The following is a 23,936-nucleotide window of genomic DNA, read 5'->3' as shown; positions in this document are numbered from 1 at the left end:
GAGAGATTATGGACAATAACGGAAACGCTTCAGTGGAGCGCGCAGCAACCTTGCTCGCCACCGGCGAGGTTGTGACGCCGGAACAGTTTTATCAGGACAGCGACGGAAGCAACTGGGGGCCGGCGATCAACAAAGCGGCGGCGGCGGCGCTGCAAGCCGGCGGTACGTTATCCCTGGGCAAACGGGTGTATACGGTCGCCGGGCACGTACTCATTCAGACGACAACGGACATCTACGGCGGCATCGGTTTGCGGGTGGTCGGATTGGGGCGGGCGACCAAAATCGTCAAGACCGCAGACAGCAGCTATACCAATGAACAAGGCGAAACCAAGAAAGCGGTGATCGTGGTGAAAGGCTTCGCCAATCTGACGCTGCACGGCTTGACGTTACGGGATGATACCGGCGCAGACGATACCCACGGCGTATGGTTCAGCGATCTCAATATGACGAAGTTTGATATCCGTGACATCTACACCCAGGTTGGCGGTTATTCGCTGTTTGTGTCGGGCGACATGTTCATTAACTGGCTGGTGAACGTGCAGATGGAAGCTAACGCCAATCGCCCGGGCGATGGGGTGCTGTGGATGAACAAGTCCGGCACCACCAATTTTATCGACGGGCTCTACGCCGCTCGCGCCAAAGGCACCGCGTTCAGAATTTCAGGGTTTTACTCTACGGTCGGCTCGTTGGCCGCGGATGACTGCATCGGCGATATCTACTATTTCAAAGATTTTAACGGCACGATCAATTCATTGGGCTGCGAGAACCGCAATACGCAGCGCGCCGCCAGTGTCAGCGTGCTGTCCACCAACTTTGCCCAGGGCACGATAGGCAATATCAATATCCAGGACGCGCAGAACGTGGAGAGCGGGGGCGTGCTGTGCCGGTTCATCAACGAATCCCGTTGGGATATCGGTCAGTTGAATCTTTACAGCGGTTCGAAAACGCCTTTCCCGGTGGCGATCGCCGCCTGCAACAACAATACCGAGGTAACCTTCAGTAACGTCTATAACGGCGGCGTCCCGGTGGCCGGCAAAAGCACCGTCGACGTTACGTCGTTTTTAAGCGGGGTCGAAGCGATGTACAGTCTGGGTGAGCGGGCTATTGCCCCTTCCTCCACCAGCAATCATTTGCCGCGCAATATCTCGAAACAGCCATCGTGGACTTTGTTAGGCACCCTGACCGCGCCGGATCGGCAACCCACAACGCACATTACGCTTCAGCAGGGCGTAAGCACCAAGGTGCTGGCGTGCGATTTATATATCACGTTCGACCTGTCTTCGCAGGCGACCGCCTTTGTCGTCAATAGAGGCAGCTATAGCGCGAAAAGCGCCTTTATGTTGCGGCGCACCGGGCCGTTGAGCTGCGAAATATATTATCGCGTCGAGAAGGATTTCGGCTTTGGCAGTTATCAGGTGCAGACTACGCGCGGCAGTTACTGGCGGCCGGACGGCGTTTCGTTGAGCGCGCCCCCCTCCGATGCGTTGGAAATCCGTAGCGACGAGATGTTATCCACGACGAGGCTCACGGCGGTCCAGCCACTGGCCAATCCGACAACGGCCAGCACGGCAGAAGTGGCCGGATTACTCAATCGGCTGATCGAGGCGCTGAAGACCTAACCGAACAACGTCAGCGCGCTTTGGTCGGCGCCCATCAAGAGCTGCAGCCAGCCGGCCGCCGCCAAGGCGATACCGAAAGGTTGCGGCGTTCGCCAGCCGCGGCGCGGGTGCCGGCCGCGCGCCGCCGCCAGGCCTAACCCGAACGCCGCCGCCAGGCAGACCAACAGCGGCAACGTCGTCCAACCGAGCCAGGCGCCCAGCGCCGCCAACAGTTTGAAATCGCCCTGGCCGATGCCGTTACGCCGCCGCACCTGCCGATAAAGCGCGTTGAGCAGCCACAGCGCCCCGTAGCCGGCTGCCGCACCGATAACCGCATCATCCAGCGGTGCCCAGCGGGCGTCAAGGTTGCACAGCAGCCCGCCCCACAGCAGCGGCTGGGTTAGCCGGTCCGGCAGCCATCGGTGGCGCCCGTCGAGCCAGGCCAGGGCGATCAGCAGCGCCGCAGCCGGTGGCAACCACAGCCGGTGCGCTGCCGAAAGGTCGAAAGGCAGCGTCGCCAACGCCAATCCCAGGGCCGTCAACAGCAGGCTGCGGCGGCGCAATCTCGGTAGGTTGGCGCGTACGGCTACCGTTCGCTCCAGCCGGGTGATAAGTGAGAAGGCGAGCAGGCCGGCCGACAGCAGCGCGGTGAAAAACAGCACGTGCCACAGTGAGGAAAGAAACATCAGGGTTCCGTCAGTCGTGAAAAAGATGTTTAAAATAACGGCAAAATGCGTATTTCACCGGGGTGAAATGCGGCGGCCTGCGGGATATGCGCGGTTGCGCGCAGCACGGCCTTACGTATTGCATGGCAAAACAAGCCGCTACGTGTCGGCTCGCAGCGTTACTGCACGTTTTATCGGCAAAATCGGCGCTAAAAGAGTGTGAATTCACCTGCGCTCGGAGGGGGGCGAGTCAAGGGTGTGATGTGACGGCGTCACTCTGGCCGATTGGGGTTTATCCTATTGTTTCTGTTCGCCAAGCCGTTAGGCTTTAAGGGAGAGGCGTCCCCGCCAGGCCGGGACGTAAGGTTTTTCAGATCTGTCGCGGGAAAGGCGATAGCCAAGCAGTGGGTTGGCGCGATCCAGGAGGGAGAGAAGCCAACGGTGTCATGACAGACGTGATTCAGACAGGATTTATCAAGACCCAAAAACGATTTTGGCGCCGTCGCCAGGAGGCCTGGCTGGCTGGGCCGCTGATGTGGCTGGCCGGCATGGTGCCCGTGTGCGCCGAATCCCCACCGGCGCCGGACGCCGTTATTTCTTCCGAACAGCAAGCCGCGGATCCGGCCGAGAACTTGCCGGATCTGGGCGGTGCGCCCGACGACGCCGCGCGTGAAAAACAGTGGGCCGAGATGGCCAAACAGCTCGGCGAGAAAGATCTGAACAACGTTTCACGTCAGCAGATGCGCAGCCGCGCCGAGGATTATTTGCTGGGCCAGGCGGCCGACACGCTGCAGCAACAGGCGCAGGAACTGTTGTCGCCGCTGGGCACTGCCCGGCTATCGCTGAAGATGACCGGCGAGGGCGATTTTACCGGCAGCAACGGGCAGTTATTCAGCCCGCTGTACGACGTTGACGGATTGTTGACCTACAGCCAGATCGGCTGGCTGCAGCAAAGCGCCGGGGCGCTGGGTAACTTTGCGCTGGGGCAGCGCTGGATCGTCGGCGACTGGCTGCTGGGCTACAACACGGCGCTCGAGAGCGATTTCGCCCGGCAGCGCAATCGCGGCAGCGTCGGTGCGGAAGCCTGGGGAGACTACCTGCGTTTCTCCACCAACTATTACTACCCGCTGTCGGCGCTGTCGCAGCAGCCCGGCGACGGGGTGTTCTTCAGTCGCCCGGCACGCGGTTACGACATCACGACGCAAGGCTACTTGCCGTTTTACCGCCAGATCGGCGGTTCGCTCAGCTATGAGCAGTACCTGGGCGACAATGTCGATCTGTTCGGCAGCGGCAAAAAGCAAAATGATCCGCGCGCGATGCAACTGGGGCTCAATTACACCCCGGTACCGCTGGTGACGATGAAGGCGCTGCATAAGATTGGCGCGGGCGGGCAGAGCCAGGAGCAGGTTGAATTGGCGTTGAGCTATCGGCTCGGGGTGCCGCTGGTGAAGCAGATTTCGCCGGAGTATGTGGCGCAGGCCAAGTCGCTGCGCGGCAGCCGTTACGATCCTATCGAACGCAAGAACGTGCCGGTGCTGGAGTTTCGCCAGCGCAAGACGCTGCAGGTGTTCCTGGCCACGCCGCCGTGGAGCCTGCAGGCGGGAGAAACCGTGCCGCTGGTGCTGGAAATCAAGGCGTTGAACGGGATTTCTCATGTCAGTTGGCAGGGGGATACGCAGGCGCTGAGCCTGACGCCGCCGCACAACGCCAACGATCCGCAGGGTTGGACGGCGATCGTGCCGCCGTGGGACGACGCGCCGGGCGCCGCCAACAGCTACCGGCTGTCGGTCACGCTGGAGGACGATAAACAGCAGCGCGTGACCTCGAACTGGATAGCGCTGAAAGTGGCGCCGCCGCTGACCGCGACCTCCGGGGAAGACGCGGGCCTGCCGCCGATCAAAACCCTGACGCCGCCGCCCATTCCGGCGCAAACCGGGCCGCTGTACGGCGGCGATTAGCCGTTTTTACCCTGCAGCACCCACACGGCCGCCTCGACGCGGGATTTTAGCTTCATCTTCTTCAGCAGGTGTTTGACGTGTACCTTGACGGTGCTTTCGGTGATGGTCAGGCGGCGGGCGATCAGCTTGTTCGGCAGCCCCTGAGCGATCAGCTTCAGGATATCTCGCTCGCGCGGCGTCAATTGCTGAATATCGCGATCGGCGCTGGGGCGGTTTTCCCGCAGGCTGGCGGCGAGGATCGGCGTCAGCGTCTCGCTGAGCACCATCTGCCCGGCCGCGGCCTGATGCAACGCCTTCAGCAGATCCTCCGGCTCCATGTCTTTCAACAAGTAACCGTCGGCGCCGCGCTTGAGCGCGCTGACGACGTCGTCTTCATGGTTGGACACGCTGAACACCACGACTCGCCCTGACAGGTCGGTCTGGCGCAGGCGATCCAGCGTTTCCAGCCCGTTGATGCCGGGCATGTTCAGATCGAGCAGGATCAGATCCGGATCGTGCTGTTCCGCCAGCGTGACCCCTTGTTCACCATTGCTGGCTTCAGCGATGACCTGCAGGCGAGCGTCCATGCCAATCAGCTGTTTTACGCCGTTGCGCAGCATCGGGTGGTCGTCGATCAGTAAGATTGTGGCGGCGGTTTCTGTCGTCATGGTGTCTCCGTTAGTCGATGGCGTGGTTATCCGGCGTGAAGCTGACTCGCACCTCGGTGCCGCCGCCGCTGCGCGGTAAAATGTCGCAGCGGCCGTGCAGGCTCTTGGCGCGATCGCGCATGATGATCAAGCCGTAATGGTCGGGGCGAGACGTCTCGGCCGGCAGGCCGCGTCCGTTGTCGCATACGCTCAGGGTCACTTCGCCCCGTTTATTGATGACCTGAATGCTCACCTGGCTGGCGGCGGCATGCTTAAGGATATTGCTGAGCGCCTCGCGGGCGATCTGCAGCAGGTGAATGGCCTGGTAGGCGGGCACCGTGCGCGGCCCCAGTTGGTAATCGAGATGGATGGTCAGGCCCAGTTTGGGATTGAACTCCGCGACCGTCGATTGCAACGCCGCCAGCAGGCCCGGCTCGGTCAGCTGCAGGCGGAAGGTGGTCAGCAGCTCGCGCAGCTGGCGATAGGCGCCGTTCAGCTCTTCGCGCATCTGCTGCACCAGCGCCTGACTGGCGGACGAGAGCGTTTCGCCCTGCATCTGCAGGCAGGCGATCTGCATTTTCAGGCAGGAGAGCGATTGGGCGATAGAGTCGTGCAGCTCGCGGGCGATCGCCGCCCGTTCTTCCATCAGCATCAGCTGCTGCTGGTGGTCGACCTGACGCTCGATGGCCAGCACGCTGGTCAACTGCTCCACCAGGGTGCTGATCAACTGGCGGTGCTCATCGTTCAGCGGCTGTTGCGGCGCATGTTGCGCCACGATCACGCCGTAGTCGCCGAGCTTGTCGCTCAGGCTCCAGCTCAGCGACGGGTTGTCGGGATGCTGGCGGTCGCTGTCGTTCAGGCAGGCGCTGCACACCGGATTATGGCAATGCTCCGGCCGCAGCGGCTGGTTGCCGCTCAGCTGCAGCAGCGGCTCCCGGCTGTCGTTTTCATACAGCCGTACCTGAATGGCGCGCAGCGGCGTCAGGGTTTGCAGTTGATTGAGCAGCGGCGTCAGGCGACTGCACAGCGGTTCGCTGGCGTGCAGCAGGCGGCTGGCGCGATAGAGGAAGCTCAGCACCTGATTTTTCTGCTGCAGGTCGGCGGTCTTCTCGGCCACGCGCTGCTCCAGCCCGCTGTAGGTGGCCGACAGCTCGTCGGACATGGTGTTCAGCGCGCCGCCGAGCGACGCCATTTCATCCTGGTGGCCGCGCTGCGCGAAGCGGCGGCTAAAGTCGCCGCGGCCCACCGCCAACGCCATCTCCACCAGCTGTCGCCACGGATGCAGCAACCGGCGGCGCAGGTAGCAGGTGGTGCCGATCAGCAGCAGCAGGGTCAGCGCGATGAAGCCGGCCTGCACCAGCGTCACCATCAGCAGGCGGCGCTCGGTTTGCCTGTCGATATCCGAGACCAGCTTATCCAGCAGCTGCACGAAGTGCGCCACCTGCGGCGCGGCATCGGCCGGGCGCTGCGCGCTGCGCAGGCGAGGTTGCAGGGTCTGCTGCCAATAGTCGCGCAGGGCGTCGAAAGGTTGCGTCAGCCCTTCCTGTTCCACCGAACGCTGCAGGTCGGGGCTGTTTTCGTCGCGCTCCAGTTCGCGGATCAACGTTTCATGCCGCTCATCGAGCGGCACCTGCGCCAGCAGCCGGTAGCTTTGCATACGCAGCGATCCGGCCTTGTTGATGGCGTGCGCATTGCCCTGAATGCTCTGCGACATCCAGGCGGAAATCCCCATGCCGGCCACGCCCAGAATGCCCGACAGCAACATCAGCAGGGCGACCTGATTCACGATCGAAAGCGGGGCCAACAGGCGTTTCATAAGCGCGGATTCCTGGCGTTTGGCGCCGCTGAGGCTCAGGGGCGAAGGCGGCGACGGGGGTAAACAAGTAACGATTCAGCCGTATTTTTGATTATCCCTGAGCATAACCCCATACCTCGAATGAAGTACCCATTAGTTTCCGGCGGGGGGGCAGGACGATGAAAGCGATGCAGGTTTTATTTTCAATGCATTGATTTTAATTGATTTAATTTTTAATTGTGGCGTACCCCTAAGGGGATGAGGGCGCTATTTGCGGCGCCAACTACTTGCATTCGGGTTGATATACATCAACTTTGCCGCCGGGGCTGCCCCCTAGGGTGTGCGGAATGATCCCCCGTGTCTGAGGTTTTTATGTCGCAACTTGCAACGCCTTCATCAAAGAAAACCGGTGCGCTGATTCAGGACTGGCGTCCTGAAGACAGCGCCTTTTGGCAGCAGCGTGGCCATCGTATCGCCACCCGCAACCTGTGGATTTCCATTCCCTGTCTGCTGCTGGCCTTCTGCGTCTGGATGCTGTTCAGCGCCGTCGCGGTCAACCTGAACAAGGTGGGCTTCAATTTCACCACCGACCAGCTGTTCCTCCTGACGGCGCTGCCGTCGGTTTCGGGCGCCATTTTACGCGTGCCGTATTCATTCGTGATCCCGCTGTTTGGCGGCCGCCGCTGGACCGCCATCAGCACCTGTTTCCTGCTGGTGCCGTGCCTGTGGTTGGGATTCGCGGTACAGGACAGCAGCACGCCGTACAGCGTGTTCGTCATCATTTCCCTGCTGTGCGGCTTCGCCGGCGCCAACTTTGCCTCCAGCATGGCCAACATCAGCTTCTTCTTCCCGAAAGCGCGTCAGGGCGGTGCGTTGGGGCTTAACGGCGGGTTGGGAAATCTGGGCGTCAGCGTTATGCAGCTGGTCGCGCCGCTGGCGATCTCTTTCAGCCTGTTCGGCCTGTTTGGCGGCACGGCGCAAAATCAGGCCGAGGGAGGCCAGCTGTGGCTGGAAAACGCCGCCTGGATCTGGGTGCCGTTCCTGCTGGTGGCCACGCTGGCGGCCTGGTTCGGCATGAACGATCTGGCGGCGGCCAAGGCATCGTTACGTCAGCAACTGCCGGTGCTCAAGCGCGGGCATTTGTGGATGCTGAGTTTGCTGTACCTCGCGACCTTCGGATCTTTCATCGGTTTCTCCGCCGGCTTCGCCATGCTGTCGAAGACGCAGTTCCCGGACGTGGTGATCCTGCATTACGCGTTCTTCGGGCCGTTCCTTGGGGCGCTGGCGCGACCGGTTGGCGGTGCGCTGTCTGACCGCTTCGGCGGCGTGCGGGTGACGTTGATCAACTTTGTGGTTATGGCCGTTTTCGCCGCGCTGTTGTTCCTGACCTTGCCGAGTGCGGGGGAGGGCGGTTCGTTCATCGCCTTCTACGGCATCTTTATGGTGCTGTTCCTCACCGCGGGGCTGGGCAGCGGCTCGACTTTCCAAATGATTGCCGTCATTTTCCGTAAAATCACTGTCGATCGCGTCAAAGCGGCCGGCGGCAGCGATGAAAGCGCGCAGCGTGAAGCGGTGACGGATTCTGCCGCCGCATTGGGCTTTATCTCGGCGATTGGCGCGGCCGGCGGTTTCTTCATTCCCCAGGCGTTCGGCACTTCGCTGGCGATGACCGGTTCGCCGGCGGGGGCGATGAAAGTGTTCCTGGTGTTTTATATCCTGTGCGTGGTGATCACCTGGGCGGTGTATGGCCGCAAGAAAAAGGCCTGAGTATCAAACGGCTTTCTCTATCCCTTCCCGACAGGGGAGGGATATTTCGTTCATTCCGAGTCATCTCTTCTCTCTTCCTCAGTGAAATTTTCTGTCTTTAGGTAAAATTCTCATCCCCGATTACCGTTTTTTTCTTTTTTTATAGCACTATCTCTCAATGTCAGAATGCTTTCGCGTAAACGGATTATATTATTTGCACGGTTTTTTCTTTTTATTGAGAGTATTCCTGCATTAAATCATTAATGCCTTTCCCGCAGGTTAAATGAAATTTCCGGGAGGGTGAGGCATAATTAGTGCGATTGTTATAAGATCATCTATAGGGTTTTGTCTTAGATGCTGCGCCCATCCACTGGAATGAACCCTGGGGTTAAATCAGACAACTCTCATTCTGTTTTTTCCGGCTTTTTGTAGTCTATCTGGCAATCAGATTAGGTGGAAAAACAGGATGAATTCACGTGGCGGAATGAAATTTCACAATTTTATTCGATTAACAATCAAACAACACTGCTGGCTTTTTCTTTTAAAATCAATGAGGTGCTAGTTTGAATTTTACGGTAATCATGAAAGAAATCCATGTTGCCAACAGGGAAAAAGAGTCGTTTGGATAAACATAACATCCTTAATCAGGCCTAATGTAAAAAATGAAATCAGAAAATTTTTATAAAAGCCAATATCCAATGGATGCAACCTGTTGAGTTTACATTTAATTTCTTGAACATTTTTTGATATTTCTATACAAAGTGTGCAGGACAGGCACGCTAAGGAAATTAAAAGTGAATCTTGATAAAAGAATAAAGATTAGGAATCTCGATGTTCTGACTCCTGCCGGGGAGAAATTCCGTCTGCGTTGGAAGGAGTATCAAATTCTTTCGCTGCTTGTCGCCAGATCACCAGAACTGGTTACCCGAACGGAAATTATAGAAAATATCTGGAAAGGAACGTATTGTTCAGATTCAACGATAAATCAAACAATTAAATCTATTCGTCAGAAAATTAGCGACGCGGAACATACGCTTATCAGAACCATTCCTCGTTTGGGTTACAAGGTGGAAAATCAAGCCGTTTTTCACTTTATATCCGAAGATGAGGACTACGCTGACGACGATATATTAAATGACGGCAATGATATTGGCGCTGATATTCAAGCGGAACTTTCCGAAAATGAAAGTGAATCGCCTGAAATCAACGAAGAGAAAATAGATAAGCCGCGTAAATCGCCCCTTGTTGCTGCGCCTGTCGCAACGATGGAATCAGCCAAAGCACCGGTGCAGGAAAAGAATCCGGCGGCAGTGCGTCGCTTTTTCAGCATGCCTGCCAGCCGCGTAGTGAAATACCTGACGGTATTCGCTTCGTTGCTGGTTATTTCACATTTTTCATATGTGCTCGGTAACCAAACTCGCCCGCCGGTGATCAATGATATTCAGAACAACACGCGCGTTGTGTTGACGCTGACGCTGAATAATCCCCATACCAACAGCCCGCAAACCCTGTTCTGCCTGTACCAGGGCGAGAGCATGGATCAGGCGACCATCGAATGCGTCGACCCTAAGCAAGGGCAGCTTAAATTGCCGGTAAAATATGAGACTTCTTCTACGCCGGGTAAAGGTCGGATTAATCTCATATTGCCGAATAAAACCTTGCAATATCAAGTTGCTTACGATGTTAAAAATTAACGCTGAATGAGGTTTTATCTTTAGCGATAATTTTACATTTGATGAAATCTTTTATTTCATTATTTGTTATTTGAAAGCCAGGTTCGATTTGTCCAGTCTGGAACTCATTACCTAACGCATATTAGCGCCCTGTTTCCATTGCGGTGACAGGAATAATGAGAAACCTGCTGAGTGACAAATTATGGATAAGCGTAAAGTAGCTATTATCGGGGGTTCCGGTTTTATCGGAACACGCCTGGCGAAACGTCTCAGTGAGCGCGACGACCTGACGTTGGTCATCGTTGACAAGCAACCCAGCGCACATTTTCCGGCGCTCTATCAGTATGGCGATGTGACGCAGCCCCAGACCTTGCAAGAACCGCTGGCGGGCTGTGATGCCATCATTAATCTGGCGGCGGAACATCAGGACAATGTCGATCCTATTTCGCTCTATTATCAGGTCAATGTCGAAGGCGCACGCCATGTCTGCATGACCGCCTCCGCATTGAATATTCGCCAAATCATTTTCACCTCCTCGGTTGCCGTTTACGGGTTCGTTGAACAGGAAACCGATGAAGGGGGGCGTTTCGAGCCCTTCAATCATTACGGCAAATCCAAGCTCGAAGCGGAATATGTTTATGAAGCCTGGCGCAAGGCGGATAGCGCAAACAAATTGACCATCATCCGCCCGACGGTGGTTTTCGGGGAAGGCAACCGCGGCAACGTGTATAACCTGTTCCGCCAGATCGCCAGCGGCCGATTCGTGATGATTGGCAGCGGTAATAATATGAAGTCGATGGCCTACGTTGAAAATATTGCCGCGCGGCTGGAACATGCGCTGGATCAACAGTCAACGTATCAGGTCAGCAACTACGTCGATAAACCGGACTTTACGATGAATCAGTTGGTCGACGTTATTTCCTCTTCGCTGGGCAGAGAAAATAAGACGATTCGCATTCCCTATGCCGTAGGCATATGCGGCGCAACCGCCTTGGATGTTGTCAGTAAAATAAGTCGCAAAAAATTCCCAATCAGCCGCGTAAGAGTGCAGAAATTCTGCGCCAGAACGCAATTTAAAAGTAGTGTGCGGAATAATTTCGTGGCGCCGGTAGAACTTGATTCGGCAATCGAAAGAACCATTAAGCATGAGTTTTCTGAGAGATAACTTAACCGCACGCTGGCGTTATTTACCTATTTCCGCCGACAAGCGGATAAATCTGCATTTTTCAGGATTAATTCATGCTGACTTATATCCTGGCAGGATCAATTTTGTTTTTGTTAATAGCGCATTGGGAGCTGTAACTCAAGGGCGGTAGCGTGCTTATTCGCTGGAGGAACGATGTTATATCAACTGAGCGTGATATTTGTGCTGGCGGTCGCCTGGGTGCTTATTGCCCGCCGGGCCGCTTTGGTGGTGGGGTTGGTGGATAAGCCCAATGCGCGCAAGCAACATCTGGGGCATATTCCGCTGGTCGGCGGCATCGCCGTGTACCTGACGCTGACGCTGATGACGCTGTGGCAACCCGCCTGGCTGCCCGACAGCGCCGTCTATCTGTTGTGTGTCACGGCGCTGGTGGTGTTGGGCGTACTGGATGACCGCTTTGATCTGCCCGTGGCGCCGCGCGTCATGGTGCAGGGAGGGATCGCGCTGGCGATGATGCTGGCGGCAGGGATGCAGCTTTCCTCGCTGGGCTATGTCTGGGGCCATCAGGAAGTGATGCTCGGTTATGGCGCGCTGCTGCTTACGCCGCTGGCGGTCTGGGGGGCGATCAACGCCTACAACATGGTCGATGGCATCGATGGGCAGCTGGGCGCCTTGTCCTGCGTCACCTTCGTGGCGTTGGCCATCCTGTTCGGATTGGGCGGCCGGGAAGACCTGGCGCTGTGGTGTCTGGGTCTGATCGTCGCGCTGGCGGCTTATCTGCTGTTTAACCTGAGCCTGTTCGGTGCGCGCAACAAGATCTTTATGGGAGACGCCGGCAGCATGGTGATCGGCTTCAGCGTGCTGTGGCTGGTGTTGCTGGCGACGCAGGGGCCGCAGTCGGTGATGCGCCCGGTCACCGCGCTGTGGTTGATCGCCATTCCCCTGATGGACATGGTGACCGTGATGGTGCGCCGCCTGTTGCGCCGCCAAAGCCCCTTCAAAGCGGGCCGCGATCACTTACACCATATTTTGATGCGCCGCGGGCTCAATGCACGCCAGGCGCTGGCAATGAGCACCATGCTGGCGGTGACGCTGGCCTGCGTCGGCATTTGCAGCGAAGTGTTGAAGCTGCAGGAAAGCCTGATGCTGGTGGCGTTTCTGCTCTGTTTCTGCGGTTATTTCGCCATGCTGCGTGAACCGCGCCAGGCAACGGTACTCCGCGATAACCCCAGCGTTGGCCGATAATCCTCTCACGGGCTGCGGCAGCAGCCCGTCTATCACGGTACCTCCATGAATCTTCATTTGGCCCTTTTGATGCCGTTGGTCTGCACCTCCGCGCTGTTGAGCGGTTGTACGGTGGTCCCCGGCTCGCATTTACCGACCAGTGGAAAAGCCATCGTCGTGCAGCAGGACGACGATTTCGATTTGAATAACCAGGTACAGGTCTATCGCATGTCGCCGATGCTGCTGCAGAAAATGCGGCGCGTAGAACCGGTCGCCCGGCCGAACCCGGCGCTGGATCAGCGGTTGCAGAGTTATCAATACCGCATCGGCGTCGGCGACGTGTTGAACGTCACGGTTTGGGATCACCCCGAGTTGACCACGCCGGCCGGGCAGTACCGCAGCGCCAGTGACACCGGCAACTGGGTGCATGCGGATGGCACGATCTTTTATCCCTATATCGGGCGCGTGGCGGTGGTGGGCAAGACCGTCACCGAAGTGCGCAGCCTGATTGCCGGCCGTCTGGCGCAGTATGTGGAAAGCCCGCAGGTGGACGTCAGCATCGCCGCTTTCCGCTCGCAGAAGGCTTACGTGACCGGCGAAGTGAAAACCTCCGGCCAACAGGCGATCACCAACGTGCCGTTGACCATCCTGGACGCGATCAACGCCGCCGGCGGCCTGACGGACAACGCCGACTGGCGCAACGTGGTGCTGACCCATCAGGGCAAGGAGCGGGCTATCTCGCTGCAGGCGCTGATGCAGCGCGGCGACATCAGCCAGAACGCGCTGCTGCAGCCGGGCGACATCCTCTACATCCCGCGCAATGACGAACTGAAAGTGTTCGTGATGGGCGAGGTGGGTAAGCAAGCGACGCTGAAGATGGATCGCAGCGGCATGACCCTGACTGAAGCCCTCGGATCTTCCGAAGGGATCAGCCAGACGGTGGCGGATGCGACCGGGGTATTCGTGATCCGGCCGAGCGGCGGTAAAACGCCGCAGCGGCTGGCGACGCTGTATCAGTTCGATCTCTCCGATGCCAGCGCGCTGGCGATGGGCGCTGAATTTCAGCTGGAACCTTACGACGTCGTGTACGTCACTGCGGCGCCGGTCGCGCGCTGGAACCGTTTGATCAGCCAGCTGGTGCCGACCATCAGCAGCTTTAACGATCTCAGCGAGGCTACCTTGCGCGTGCGCAACTGGTAACTCCGCAGGGTGAATAAGGAACAGAAGATGAAAAACAATGCGCTGTCCGTGATGGTGGCCGAACAAGATGAAAAGCTGGAGTGGGAGCGCCTGATCGGTCCGCTGTGGGATAACCGTTGGCGGATCGCCGCCGTGACCGGTTTGGCCGGCGTGCTGGGTGTTGCCTACGCCCTGCTGGCCACCCCGGTATACCAGGCCACGGCGGTGGTGCAGGTGGAGAAGCAGCTGTCCGGCGATTCGCTGTTGCGTGAAACGCTGGACAGCTCGATGGGGCAAAGTTCGGCGACGGAGGATGAGGTGACGCTGGTCAAGTCACGCTACGTGCTGGGCAAAACGGTGGACGCCCTCGGCCTGACGGTGCGCGTCAGCCCGGACTATTTCCCGGTGTTCGGCAAAGGCTTTGCCCGGCTGAGCGGCGAAAAGCCGCCGGTCCTGGACATTGCCACGCTGACGACGCCGGAGGACATGCTGGACGAGACGCTGACGCTGACGGTGCGCGACGGACAGCATTACGAATTGAGCCATGACGGCGACAAACTGTTCAGCGGTGTGGTCGGGCAGCCGGTGGCGCAGGGCGGTTGGAACATGACCGTCTCGGCGCTGGACGCGGCGCCGGGCGCCAGCTTTACCGTGGTCAAAGTCGCGCGTCAAAAAGCGGTGGACGATCTGCGTAAATACCTGGACGTGGTGCCGGGTGGCAAGGACAGCGGCATCATGACCTTTACGCTGCCGAGCGAAGATCCGCAGAATGCCGAGGCGATGCTGAAGAACATCACCGACAACTATCTGCAGCAGAACGTGGATCGCAAAACGGAAGAGACGCAGCGTATGCTGGCGTTCCTGCAAGAGCAGCTGCCGCAAACGCAAACCTCATTGAACAACGCCGAAACTCAGCTCAATCAATTCCGCCAGCAAAACGACTCGGTGGATCTGTCGCTGGAAGCCAAATCGGTGCTGGATACTCAGGTGCAGCTCGAGGCCCAGCTCAACGAGCTGACCTTCAAGGAAGCGGAGATCTCCAAGCTCTATACCCGTGTACACCCGGCTTACCGGGCGCTGCTGGAAAAGCGCGCCACGCTGGAGGCGGAAAAGGCTCGGCTGGGTAAACAGGTGCAGACGCTGCCGAAAATGCAGCAGGAGATCCTGCGCCTCACCCGCGACGTGCAGGTGGATCAGCAGGTTTACATGCAGCTGATGAACAAGCAGCAGGAGCTGAGCATCAGCAAGGCCGGCACGGTGGGCAACGTTCGCATCATCGACGAGGCGGAAACCGCTATCCGGCCGATCAAGCCGCAAAAGGCGTTGATCGTGCTGTTGGCGCTGCTGCTGGGCGCGGCGGGCGCCGCCTCGGTCGTGCTGTTGCGCGCGGCTTTCCATCGCGGAATCAATGACATCGATACCCTGGAGAGACGGGGCATCAACGTCTACGCCACCGTGCCGCTGTCGCCGTGGCAGGTGAAGCGCAACCGCGAACAGCGTCATTTGCTGCCTAAATCCGGCGGCCGGCGCTTGCCGATCCTGGCGGTGGCCGAACCGACGGATCTGTCGGTGGAAGCGATCCGCAGCCTGCGCACCAGCCTGCATTTCGCCATGATGGAGGCCAAGAACAACATTCTGATGGTCTCCGGTGCCAGCCCGGAAAGCGGCAAGAGCTTTACCAGTACCAACCTGGCGGTGGTGGTGGCGCAGGCCGGGCAGCGGGTGCTGTTGATCGACGCCGATATGCGCAAAGGCTTCCTGCACCGCTGGCTGGCGGATGACGGGCATCAGGGCCTGTCCGATCTGCTGGTGGGCAACGTGATGGCGGAACAGGCGGTGCGGAAAACCGCCATCGCCAATCTGGACTTCGTGCCGCGCGGCCAGGTGCCGCCGAACCCGTCCGAACTGCTGATGCACCGCCGTTTCGCCGATTTTCTGCGCTGGGCCGGGCAAAACTACGATCTGGTGCTGATCGATACGCCGCCGATTCTGGCGGTGACGGATGCGGCGATCGTCGGCAATCACGCCGGCACCTCGCTGCTGGTGGTGCGTTTTGAGGTCAACACCGTCAAGCAGATCGAAACCAGCATGCGCCGTTTCGAACAGAATGGGGTGGGGATCAAGGGCGTGATCCTCAACGGCATGGTGAAGAAGGCGGCAACCGACATGAGCTACTACAACTTCGCCTACCCAAGCCATCGGGAAGATAGCCCGCAGGCAGGGGAATAAGCGGGTGAAGGCCATTATCACCAATGCCCTGTGGCTGATGCTCGAACGCGTTTCGCTCAGCCTGTCCGGCATCTTCGTCTCCATTTACGTTGCGCGCTATCTGGGGCCCGCGCAGTTTGGCGCGCTCAACTATCTGTTGGCGACGATTGCCATCGTGGTGCCACTGGTACAGTTGGGCGCCGACAGCATCATTTTCAACCGCGTCGCCCGCCGACAACCGAGCGGCATTCGCCTGATGCTGGCGTCAATACGCCTGCGCCGTTGGCTGTTCCTGGCGGTGACGCTGCCGATACTGACATGGAGCTATTTCAGCCAATCGCCCGCCAGCCAACTGATGACGCTGTTGCTGCTTGTCAGCGCCTATTTCTCGATTCAGGACGTGTACAAGATTTATTACGATGCCCGCCTGCAGTCGAAACGCAATACGCTGATCAACAACCTGGCGCTGCTGCTGTCGATCGGGCTGCGGCTGGCGCTGGTGAGCGCCGCGCTGCCGCTGGTGTGGTTCGCGGTGCCCTACATCCTCAGCAGCGCCGTACCTTACCTGGCGCGCCTCTGGTTATTCCGTGGCGAAGCTGCGGCCTCGCCGCGGGTTACGCCGCGCCAGGCCGGGCGCTATGGCCGTTATTTGCTCAAGGTGGGCCTGCCGCTGGCCATCTCCAGCCTGTCGATAGTGATCTATACCCGCATCGATCAAATCATGCTGGGCAATCTGGTCGGCGAGCAGGCGGTAGGCTGGTTCAGTGCCGCCACCACCCTCAGCCAAGGCTGGGTGTTCGTGCCGATGGCGCTGATCACCTCGTTGATGCCGGGCATTGCCAGCTGTCGCGATCCGTTGGAGCAGGAATACCGTATCCGGGTGCTTTATCTGGTGGTCTTGGGCCTGTCGTTGCCGGTGTTGCTGGGCCTGTGGTGGTTCGCTCACCCGGCCATTGCGCTGCTGTACGGTGCCGCTTTCCAACCGGCCGCCAGCATCCTGGCCATTTGTACGCTGACCTCGCTGTTCTCGGTCATGGGGACGGTTTCGTACCGCAGCATCGTGCTGTTCGCCGGCTATCGCTTTATCGCCATCAAGATGCCGTTGGTGGCCGTGGCGAACGTGGTGATGAATCTGCTGCTGATCCCGCGCTACGGCCTGATCGGTGCGGCGGTGTCTACGCTGCTGGCGGAGTTCATTTCGTTCTTCGTGCTGAACAGTTTATTCCGTGGCGGAAAAATTACCCGACTGCAGCTGACCTGTTTTTACTGCTTGCCGCGTCTTGTCAGCAAATTAAGGAGAGAACATGTTAAACATCCTGGTTAAAAACATTTCCAAGCGCCTGCCCGATGCCTGGCACCATCAGGTTAAATACGCGCTCTATTTCAAGAAGCTGCCGCACCTGTCAAAACCGACCGGCTTCAGCGAAAAGATCATGCGTCGCAAAATTTATCCGCGCAGCATCTACACCACCTTGTCGGACAAGTTCAAGGTACGTGAATTTATCGCCGGTCTGTGGGGCGAGGAGTATCTGGTGGAGCTGTATGCGCATGGCACTGAGCTCAGCTACGACATGTTCAGGCAATTGCCCAACGCCTTCGTGCTGAAGGCCAACCACGGCAGCGGTTATAACCGGTTGGTGTTCGACAAGCAGCAGGTGAGCTACGCGGAGTTGTACGATCTCAGCAACGCGTGGATGCGCAGCAACTTTTACGAGCAGAGTCGCGAAAAGCATTATCTGGATATCGAACCCTGCATCATGGTGGAGCGCCTGTTGCTGGATGGCGAGCAGGTGCCGAACGATATCAAGTTTCATTGTTTTAACGACAATCATGAAATTCGCATGTTCATCCAGGTGGACTATCAGCGTTTCGGCACTCATCGGCGCGATATTTTCGATATCGACTGGAACCGCACCGAAATCCGTATCAGCTTGCCGAATGCCGACGAACCGATGCCGCGCCCTACGCGGCTGGACGAAATGACGCGTTTGGCTCGCCAGACAGCGCAGCAGTTCTCTTATGTCCGCGTGGATTTCTACCAGGTCGGCGAGAAGGTGTATTTCGGTGAGTTGACGTTTACGCCTGGCGCGGGGTTAAGCAAGCTGATGCCGAAAAACATTGAGCAGGAATGGGGCAGTTATTTTACTGAGTAAACACTTATGCAAAGAGTCGCCTCCAATTTTCAAATGCATGCCAACGCCGGTTATAATCAGTCGCGGGATTTAGTCAATCAATCCATCGTATTGACCTTTCTGCTGATGTTTTTCGTGAAAACCTTCCTGACCTCGGGATCGTTCAACAGCGAGCTGATTAATAAAACCGTGATGGGGCTTAATGGCCTGATGTTGCTCTATGTCGGTTATGCATTTTTTATCGCTACGCTGGCGGAAAAAGCGGTTGCGGGTTTTTTGGCTCTGTTGTTTCTGGTTAATATTGCCACCGGGCATGGGGATTATCTGTTTGGCGCGGTATTCAGCACGGCGGTGATCATTTTATTTCGCCGCATAGACATGGGACGTGGCGCTGAAATGTTTGCCATCGCCTTTGTGGTGGCAGGGTTGCTGATGGTCATTCCCTATAGCTTTTACACCAATGGGTTTGTTTATCTTGATGAACGTTACGGCAACAGATTAACGCTGGGTTTCGATAACCCGAATACCCTGGCGTATTATTCTTTTGCCTTGTTCGCCACGCTGCTGTGCCTGATCGACCATGCGAAACTAACGCGTGGAATGAAAAATATCGCGTCGTTGGCGGTGTCGGCGTTAATTCTCCCGGTGCTGATGTATTCCTATTCTCGCACCTGTTTTATGCTGGCGTTGTTGATGTTATTGCTGTTTTGGCTGGCGCCGCTGCTGCGTGTCGCCCCCAATAGAAAAGTCTGCATCGTGCTGACGTTGGTTATTGTCGGCTTTCAATTCGCCAGCGTTATGCTCTGGGGCAGCAATCCTGCATTGGATGTCCTCTTGAACCAGGCGTTGACCGGGCGAGTCTGGTTCTCCTGGCAGATGTTTCAGTCGGTGGGGCTACCCAATCCGCTGTTCGGCATGAATATAGAACCTTATAAACCCGTCGATTTCTTCTTCATTGCCATGTTTTATTCGGCCGGTGGCCTCGCCTCTGTCGTCATGCTTTTCTGTTATTTTCACCTGTTGGGTAACATGCGCAAGCTGAGTCGGTTCATGCGCTGGGTGGTGGTGGTTTTCCTGTTAACAACGTTGACGGAAACCTATTTTTTGGTCCCGGTATTTAACGTGTCGTTATTGTTGCTTTGCCGTGGAAAAGAAATGATAAATTCTAAATTAGAGGGTTAAGAAATGGATTTCTCGATCGTGATCCCTATTTACAATAGTGCACGCTATCTGCCTAAAACTCTGAAGCGGGTTTTCAACGCTTGCCAGGGGTTCGACTATCAGGTGATTTTGGTTGATGATTGCTCTGACGAGGATGATATTAAATATATTCGCCAGATAGCAGCAACCAATAGCAATGTGATGCTGCACGAGAAAAAAAAGAAGAGCAATGCGGCGGTATCGCGTAACTTAGGCATCAAGTTGGCGCAATCGGAGATCGTGTTTTTTCTCGATTCCGATGATTACTTCACAACCAACTATATTATCCGCCGCATGAATAAACATGAAGATCGCCATATTGATATTATCTTCGGTAACTATGCGGAGGTGAGCGGCGATTCGGTACGTGACTTCAACTTCCACTACAAATCCGGTTCTTCCGGCGAAGATTTTCTTTTTCTGGAAATGGGCGATATTCGTTCATCCACCATCAGCATACGTAAAAAAAGCGATCGCCGCTTTTTATTTCCCGAGTTCCTCAATAAGCATCAGGATTGGGGCTTTTTGGTCAATGCCACCAATTTGGGCGCGCATGTGGCGCACGACGCCGGCGGAGGGGTGTTTCTCGACGTAGGGCGCTACGGGCGCATGACGGCGAAGCTTAATCTGGAGGCCAGCGATCGCTTTATCAATACCTTCCTCAGCCCCAGCGATCGCCATATCAGCGGATTCGCCTGCAAGCACCTGCTGGCCTCGCTGTATTCGGAGAACGCCCAGGCGTTCAATTATTACTCGTCGCGCATCGTGCGGCGCAGCCTGAGCGGCAAGTTCAAGATGATCAAATGGTATGGCGATTGTCTGGCGCGGTTGGGGTTGTTCTCGGTTGGCGGCCGGCTGCTGCGCAATGTGCGCCAGGGATTCAGGAGATGATATGCAACCACGCAAGGTAATCATCGTTATCGAAAATATAGCGGGCAAGGGCGGAACTGAACGGGTCGCCAGCGGTTTGGCCAATGCGCTGGCGCGTCTGCCGGGTTACGAGGTGGCGCTGTTTTCGCTGTTTGGCGAGCGGAGCTTCTTTCCGCTGGCGAACGACGTCCGGTTGCGCTGCGGCGGCGGCGATTCGCTGTTCTGGCCATGGCGGCTGGCGATGGCCCTGCGGCGTGAACGCGCGGACGTGATCATTACCGTTTCCATGGGGAAACTGTCGGTGGTAATGACGCCTTTTCTGCGTTTGTTCTGTGCCCGCAGCCGGCTGCTGCTGAGTGAACACGTCAGCTTTCACCAGTATCCGCGCGTATTTAAGTGGTTGAAGTTGCTGGTTTACCGGCTGTGTGACCGCGTAATTTTTCTGACGCGGCAAGATAGCGACGCCATCGCCCGCTGGGTGGGGGCTGGGAAATGTCGGGTGATCGAGAACGTTTCACCGTTCGGCACGCAGGCGCCGACGCCGACGCTGCAGAAAAAGGTGGCGCTGGCGGTGGGGCGATTGAGCAATCAGAAAGGCTTCGATCGTCTGATCGCGTTGTGGCAAGGAGTGGCGGCGCAGGCGCCGGATTGGCGGCTGCTGATTATTGGCGACGGTCCGGAGCGCGACGCATTGCGGCGGCAGATTGAAGACGCCGGGTTGGAGCGGCAGGTGAACCTGCTGCCGGCCACCGCCGACGTGGCGGCCTATTATCGCCAAGCCAGCCTGTATCTGATGACTTCTCGCTATGAAGGGTTGCCGATGGTGCTGATCGAAGCCATGAGTTTCGGCCTGCCGCTGGTGGCCTACGACTGCAAGACCGGCCCGGCCGAGTTGATAGACGATGGTGTCAACGGCTATCTGGTGCCCGATGACGACGCCGCCGCCTTCAGCGAAGGGGTGATCAAACTGATGCTCGATCCGGGTTTGCGCGAGCACTTTTCTCTCGCCGCGTTAGAGAAGTCCCGTCGTTTTTCTCCCGAACGTATTTATCCCGAGTGGCAACAGCTCACCGAGTGAGGACAGAATGGAAAAGATATCCGTGATAATGCCGGCCTACAATGCGGCGCACTCTATTAAAGAGTCGATTCTAGGCGTGCTGAATCAGCGATTTACCGATTATCACCTGTATGTGATCGATGATGCGTCCACCGACGATACTGCCGAGGTGGTGCGGCCGTTTATCCACGATCGCCTCACCTACATACGCAATGAGCATAACCAGGGCGTGGCGGAAACGCGCAACATCGGCATTGAGGCGGCGAAGGGCGACTATATCGCCTTCTGCGACAGCGATGACGTATGGCTCCCCAACAAGCTGTCGCGCCAGGCGAGCATTTTGCAAACCCGCCGCTACGACGTGGTGTGTTCCCATTATTACACCTTCGAAGACGACCTGAAGTTGATCAAAAACACCCGGGGTGCGGATGAGCTTATTGGCTATCAGGACATGTTGAAAAGCAACTGGATCGGCAATCTCACCGGCATCTACAACCAGAAGCGCATCGGTAAGGTGTATCAGCAAAAAGTGGGTCATGAGGACTATTTGATGTGGCTGGCGGTGCTGCAGAAGGCGCGTAACGGCCTGGCCTACTGCATTCCCGAACCGCTGGCCTGTTACCGATTGTCTACCCATTCGCTGTCGGGCAACAAAATCCGCGCCGCGGACTGGCAATGGCGGATTTACCGTCAGCATTTGGGGCTGTCTTACCAGAAATCCTGCTATCTGTTCGCCACTTATCTGTTCAACGCCGTGGTGAAAAGGAAATGACCATGAAGGGGATGTATCAGATGGCGGCTCTGAGCTGTTGCGCCTGGTGGAGCGCTTCGGCTCTGGCGCAGAGCTGCCAACCCAATCTGTTGGCCAACCCCGGCTTTGAGCAGGGGCTTAGCGGCTGGCGTGCGCAGGGCGCACAGGCCGACGGCGATGCGCACAGCGGCCGTGGCAGTCTGCGTTATGACAATGCAGATGCCGCGCAGTACCGCACCTTCAGTCAGATGCTGCGGGTTGCGCCCGGGCAGACGATCGATTTCGGCGTCTGGCTCAAGACCCATGGCGTACGCGGGCAAAGCCGCGACGGCGGCGCCGGGGTTTATCTGCAGAGCTTCGATGCGCAGGGGCGCTTTCTGGAAGGCAGCTATCCGGCAGGGGTGACCGGCGACAGCGGCTGGCAGCAGGTGAGCGCCAGCTATACCGTGCCGCCGCAGGCGGCGCGAGTCACTTTTGGCGTCTATCTGCGCAAGGGGAGCACCGGTACCGCCTGGTTTGACGACGCCTATGCGTGTGCTCGAGCGTCTACGCCGGCGTTGTATCAGCTCGGCGCGTCGGCGCAGGGGAAGGTCGACACGCTGTTGGTCACTCCGCAGCCGCAGCGTTTGCAAGTCGACAGCGAATTGCTCAATGCCGAGGGGCAGGTTGTTCACAGTAGCCGCGACCGTTATCAGGTTGAAGGGCAGCGCCGGATCGAATACCCACTGCCGACCGGCCTGGCCCAGGGGGAATATCGCCTGCGTCAGCAGGTCACCGGGCAGCAATCCCAGCCGGCACAGGGCAGCGAGCTGTCTTTTCGCGTCGGGCAGCCTGCGGCCAAAGTGGCGATCGACAGCGAAGGCTTTACCGTGCGCGATGGTCAACGGCTTTTCCCGTTGGGTATTTACGCCAACGTGGCTACCGATGAGCATTTGGAGCGCATCGCATCGGCGGGATTCAACACGGTGCTGAATTATGATTATGGGGAGAAGAAAGATCCTTACGCCTTTTTCCGCAACGCACGCCAGCGCGGGCTGCTGGTGATTTACTCCGTCAAAGATCAGTACCGCGGCAGCCGCTTCGCGCCGCCCGCGCGCGGTGGCGATTACGCGGCGCTGACGGCCTGGTACGTGCAGCGCTTGCGCTCTCAGCCCAACCTGCTCGCCTGGTACATCAACGATGAGCTGGGGCCGGAATATCTCGATAAGATCGAGGAAAAAAACCTGCAAATAAAGCAGCTTGACGGCGATCATCCCACCTTCCAGGTGTTGAACAAAACCGGGGAGTTGGACGCTCACTTCAACAGCAGCGACATTTTGGCGACCGACCCATACCCGGTGGGGAACGATAGCGATCTGACGCGCACCACGCGTTATACCGAACTCACGGTGCAGGCCGCCCGCCAGTCGCGCGGGGCCTGGGTGGTGATGCAAATCATGGATCACGCCGCTTATGACGCCCGCCGTAAGCCACATCCGCCGTCAGAGGCGGAAATCCGCAACCAGGCCTGGCAGGCGTTGATCGGCGGCGCCAAGGGGCTGTTGTTTTATTCCTATACCGATCTGTTTTACAAGCGCAAAACCGGCCGCTTCGACCAACGGGAGTTTGACGCCACCTGGCGCGGTGTGGCTGCCGTGTCGCAGCAAATCGCCGCTTTCACCCCTTATCTGCTGACGGGAAAATCGACGCCGCTGGCGGGAAGCGATCCGCAAATGCCGGCGCGGATGTTTATTCTGGGCGATCGCGCCTTGCTGCTGGTAGCCAATCCTTACTATCGAGAGGGAAGCACCCGGTTGCGCCTTCCGGCGGGCTGGCGGCAGCAGGAAGGGGGGGCGGAGATCGCGCTGGCGTTGCCCGCCGTGGGCACCGCGACGCTGTGGCTCCAGCGCTGAATGCGTCGAGTTAACGTCACGCGGGAGGTCTCTCCCGCGTCCTACCCCCAAATACCCCGCCTTGCCTCCCTTCCGCCAGCCTTTGTCATGACAGCCTCTTTTATTCATTTAAATTCAATCGATTAACATCATATCCCGCACCTATACTTTGGTGGTATTTCTCACCCGATACGCGCGTCGCCTCCCACTTTCTCTTGATCGCAATCAATTTGCCGCCG

At 57.8% G+C, this 23,936-nt stretch carries 18 protein-coding genes; 15 read left to right on the top strand and 3 right to left on the bottom strand.

What is annotated here, in order from left to right:
• Positions 1 to 8 precede the first annotated feature (8 nt).
• Entirely contained in the window at positions 9 to 1,619 is a 1,611-nt protein-coding gene (locus tag QOL81_RS03225; RefSeq protein ID WP_197657889.1) for a hypothetical protein, read from the top strand.
• On the opposite strand, the gene QOL81_RS03220 is transcribed toward QOL81_RS03225, so the two are convergent.
• Entirely contained in the window at positions 1,616 to 2,284 is a 669-nt protein-coding gene (locus QOL81_RS03220; protein ID WP_060424076.1) for a prepilin peptidase, read from the bottom strand. The two genes, QOL81_RS03225 and QOL81_RS03220, sit on opposite strands and share 4 nt — an antisense overlap.
• 425 nt (positions 2,285 to 2,709) lie before the next feature.
• Between QOL81_RS03220 and QOL81_RS03215 the strand changes: the two genes are divergently transcribed.
• Positions 2,710 to 4,221, top strand: coding sequence for a YchO/YchP family invasin (locus QOL81_RS03215; protein WP_283439653.1), 1,512 nt, complete (start codon positions 2,710 to 2,712; stop codon positions 4,219 to 4,221).
• Here QOL81_RS03215 and narL read toward each other — a convergent pair.
• Together narL and narX are read right to left on the bottom strand one after the other, a co-directional pair.
• A complete protein-coding gene (gene narL / locus QOL81_RS03210) occupies positions 4,218 to 4,868 on the bottom strand; it encodes a two-component system response regulator NarL (protein ID WP_016927346.1) in 651 nt (216 codons plus the stop codon). The genes QOL81_RS03215 and narL overlap by 4 nt on opposite strands.
• A 10-nt stretch (positions 4,869 to 4,878) precedes the next feature.
• A complete protein-coding gene (narX, locus tag QOL81_RS03205) occupies positions 4,879 to 6,663 on the bottom strand; it encodes a nitrate/nitrite two-component system sensor histidine kinase NarX (RefSeq protein WP_283439652.1) in 1,785 nt (594 codons plus the stop codon).
• Positions 6,664 to 7,014: 351 nt separating this feature from the next.
• Here narX and QOL81_RS03200 point away from each other — a divergent pair, with 351 nt between their 5' ends.
• The 13 genes from QOL81_RS03200 to QOL81_RS03140 all read left to right on the top strand — a co-directional run bounded on the left by QOL81_RS03200 (position 7,015) and on the right by QOL81_RS03140 (position 23,718).
• Complete coding sequence (locus QOL81_RS03200) at positions 7,015 to 8,409, top strand: NarK family nitrate/nitrite MFS transporter (protein WP_060424071.1); 1,395 nt, start codon at positions 7,015 to 7,017, stop codon at positions 8,407 to 8,409.
• A 773-nt stretch (positions 8,410 to 9,182) separates the two neighbouring features.
• Complete coding sequence (locus QOL81_RS03195) at positions 9,183 to 10,082, top strand: transcriptional regulator (protein WP_283439651.1); 900 nt, start codon at positions 9,183 to 9,185, stop codon at positions 10,080 to 10,082.
• Between the two features lie 181 nt (positions 10,083 to 10,263).
• Positions 10,264 to 11,226 carry an NAD-dependent epimerase/dehydratase family protein gene (locus tag QOL81_RS03190; RefSeq protein ID WP_060424066.1) on the top strand — a complete coding sequence of 321 codons (963 nt, stop codon included), beginning with the start codon at positions 10,264 to 10,266 and terminating at the stop codon, positions 11,224 to 11,226.
• A gap of 174 nt (positions 11,227 to 11,400) precedes the next feature.
• Positions 11,401 to 12,450, top strand: coding sequence for a UDP-N-acetylglucosamine--undecaprenyl-phosphate N-acetylglucosaminephosphotransferase (gene wecA / locus QOL81_RS03185; protein ID WP_060424063.1), 1,050 nt, complete (start codon positions 11,401 to 11,403; stop codon positions 12,448 to 12,450).
• Between the two features lie 45 nt (positions 12,451 to 12,495).
• Positions 12,496 to 13,629: a polysaccharide export protein gene (locus tag QOL81_RS03180; protein WP_060424060.1), complete on the top strand. Its 1,134-nt coding sequence runs from the start codon at positions 12,496 to 12,498 to the stop codon at positions 13,627 to 13,629.
• Positions 13,630 to 13,656: 27 nt separating this feature from the next.
• Positions 13,657 to 15,837: a polysaccharide biosynthesis tyrosine autokinase gene (locus tag QOL81_RS03175; RefSeq protein ID WP_060424057.1), complete on the top strand. Its 2,181-nt coding sequence runs from the start codon at positions 13,657 to 13,659 to the stop codon at positions 15,835 to 15,837.
• 4 nt (positions 15,838 to 15,841) lie between these two features.
• Positions 15,842 to 17,140: a flippase gene (locus tag QOL81_RS03170; protein ID WP_038876976.1), complete on the top strand. Its 1,299-nt coding sequence runs from the start codon at positions 15,842 to 15,844 to the stop codon at positions 17,138 to 17,140.
• The gene (locus QOL81_RS03165; protein ID WP_060440674.1) at positions 17,121 to 17,969 is read left to right on the top strand and encodes an ATP-grasp fold amidoligase family protein; all 849 of its coding nucleotides are present in this window, start codon (positions 17,121 to 17,123) and stop codon (positions 17,967 to 17,969) included. The genes QOL81_RS03170 and QOL81_RS03165 overlap by 20 nt, the downstream gene beginning before the upstream one ends.
• 6 nt (positions 17,970 to 17,975) lie before the next feature.
• The gene (locus tag QOL81_RS03160; RefSeq protein ID WP_102984511.1) at positions 17,976 to 19,130 is read left to right on the top strand and encodes a hypothetical protein; all 1,155 of its coding nucleotides are present in this window, start codon (positions 17,976 to 17,978) and stop codon (positions 19,128 to 19,130) included.
• Positions 19,131 to 19,133: 3 nt separating this feature from the next.
• A complete protein-coding gene (locus tag QOL81_RS03155) occupies positions 19,134 to 20,039 on the top strand; it encodes a glycosyltransferase family 2 protein (protein WP_038876980.1) in 906 nt (301 codons plus the stop codon).
• A 1-nt stretch (position 20,040) separates the two neighbouring features.
• Positions 20,041 to 21,096, top strand: coding sequence for a glycosyltransferase family 4 protein (locus QOL81_RS03150; RefSeq protein ID WP_283439650.1), 1,056 nt, complete (start codon positions 20,041 to 20,043; stop codon positions 21,094 to 21,096).
• A 7-nt stretch (positions 21,097 to 21,103) separates the two neighbouring features.
• On the top strand, positions 21,104 to 21,847 hold the full coding sequence (locus QOL81_RS03145) for a glycosyltransferase family 2 protein (RefSeq protein ID WP_060424048.1): 744 nt from the start codon (positions 21,104 to 21,106) through the stop codon (positions 21,845 to 21,847).
• Between the two features lie 11 nt (positions 21,848 to 21,858).
• Positions 21,859 to 23,718 (top strand): carbohydrate binding domain-containing protein, encoded by a 1,860-nt coding sequence (locus QOL81_RS03140; protein ID WP_502950663.1) that lies wholly within the window; start codon positions 21,859 to 21,861, stop codon positions 23,716 to 23,718.
• Positions 23,719 to 23,936 lie beyond the last annotated feature (218 nt).

The sequence above is a fragment of the Serratia sp. CC22-02 genome (assembly GCF_900182895.1).
Classification (GTDB): Bacteria; Pseudomonadota; Gammaproteobacteria; order Enterobacterales; family Enterobacteriaceae; genus Serratia; species Serratia nevei.
This window is presented reverse-complemented; position numbering and strand designations above follow the sequence as displayed.

Excerpts from the sequence above, each read along its gene's own strand:
- QOL81_RS03225 (WP_197657889.1), top strand. The coding sequence starts at position 9 with ATGGACAATAACGGAAACGCTTCAGTGGAGCGCGCAGCAACCTTGCTC.
- QOL81_RS03220 (WP_060424076.1), bottom strand. The coding sequence starts at position 2,284 with ATGTTTCTTTCCTCACTGTGGCACGTGCTGTTTTTCACCGCGCTGCTG.
- QOL81_RS03215 (WP_283439653.1), top strand. The coding sequence starts at position 2,710 with ATGACAGACGTGATTCAGACAGGATTTATCAAGACCCAAAAACGATTT.
- narL (WP_016927346.1), bottom strand. The coding sequence starts at position 4,868 with ATGACGACAGAAACCGCCGCCACAATCTTACTGATCGACGACCACCCG.
- narX (WP_283439652.1), bottom strand. The coding sequence starts at position 6,663 with ATGAAACGCCTGTTGGCCCCGCTTTCGATCGTGAATCAGGTCGCCCTG.
- QOL81_RS03200 (WP_060424071.1), top strand. The coding sequence starts at position 7,015 with ATGTCGCAACTTGCAACGCCTTCATCAAAGAAAACCGGTGCGCTGATT.
- QOL81_RS03190 (WP_060424066.1), top strand. The coding sequence starts at position 10,264 with ATGGATAAGCGTAAAGTAGCTATTATCGGGGGTTCCGGTTTTATCGGA.
- wecA (WP_060424063.1), top strand. The coding sequence starts at position 11,401 with ATGTTATATCAACTGAGCGTGATATTTGTGCTGGCGGTCGCCTGGGTG.
- QOL81_RS03180 (WP_060424060.1), top strand. The coding sequence starts at position 12,496 with ATGAATCTTCATTTGGCCCTTTTGATGCCGTTGGTCTGCACCTCCGCG.
- QOL81_RS03175 (WP_060424057.1), top strand. The coding sequence starts at position 13,657 with ATGAAAAACAATGCGCTGTCCGTGATGGTGGCCGAACAAGATGAAAAG.
- QOL81_RS03165 (WP_060440674.1), top strand. The coding sequence starts at position 17,121 with ATGTTAAACATCCTGGTTAAAAACATTTCCAAGCGCCTGCCCGATGCC.
- QOL81_RS03160 (WP_102984511.1), top strand. The coding sequence starts at position 17,976 with ATGCAAAGAGTCGCCTCCAATTTTCAAATGCATGCCAACGCCGGTTAT.
- QOL81_RS03155 (WP_038876980.1), top strand. The coding sequence starts at position 19,134 with ATGGATTTCTCGATCGTGATCCCTATTTACAATAGTGCACGCTATCTG.
- QOL81_RS03150 (WP_283439650.1), top strand. The coding sequence starts at position 20,041 with ATGCAACCACGCAAGGTAATCATCGTTATCGAAAATATAGCGGGCAAG.
- QOL81_RS03145 (WP_060424048.1), top strand. The coding sequence starts at position 21,104 with ATGGAAAAGATATCCGTGATAATGCCGGCCTACAATGCGGCGCACTCT.
- QOL81_RS03140 (WP_502950663.1), top strand. The coding sequence starts at position 21,859 with ATGTATCAGATGGCGGCTCTGAGCTGTTGCGCCTGGTGGAGCGCTTCG.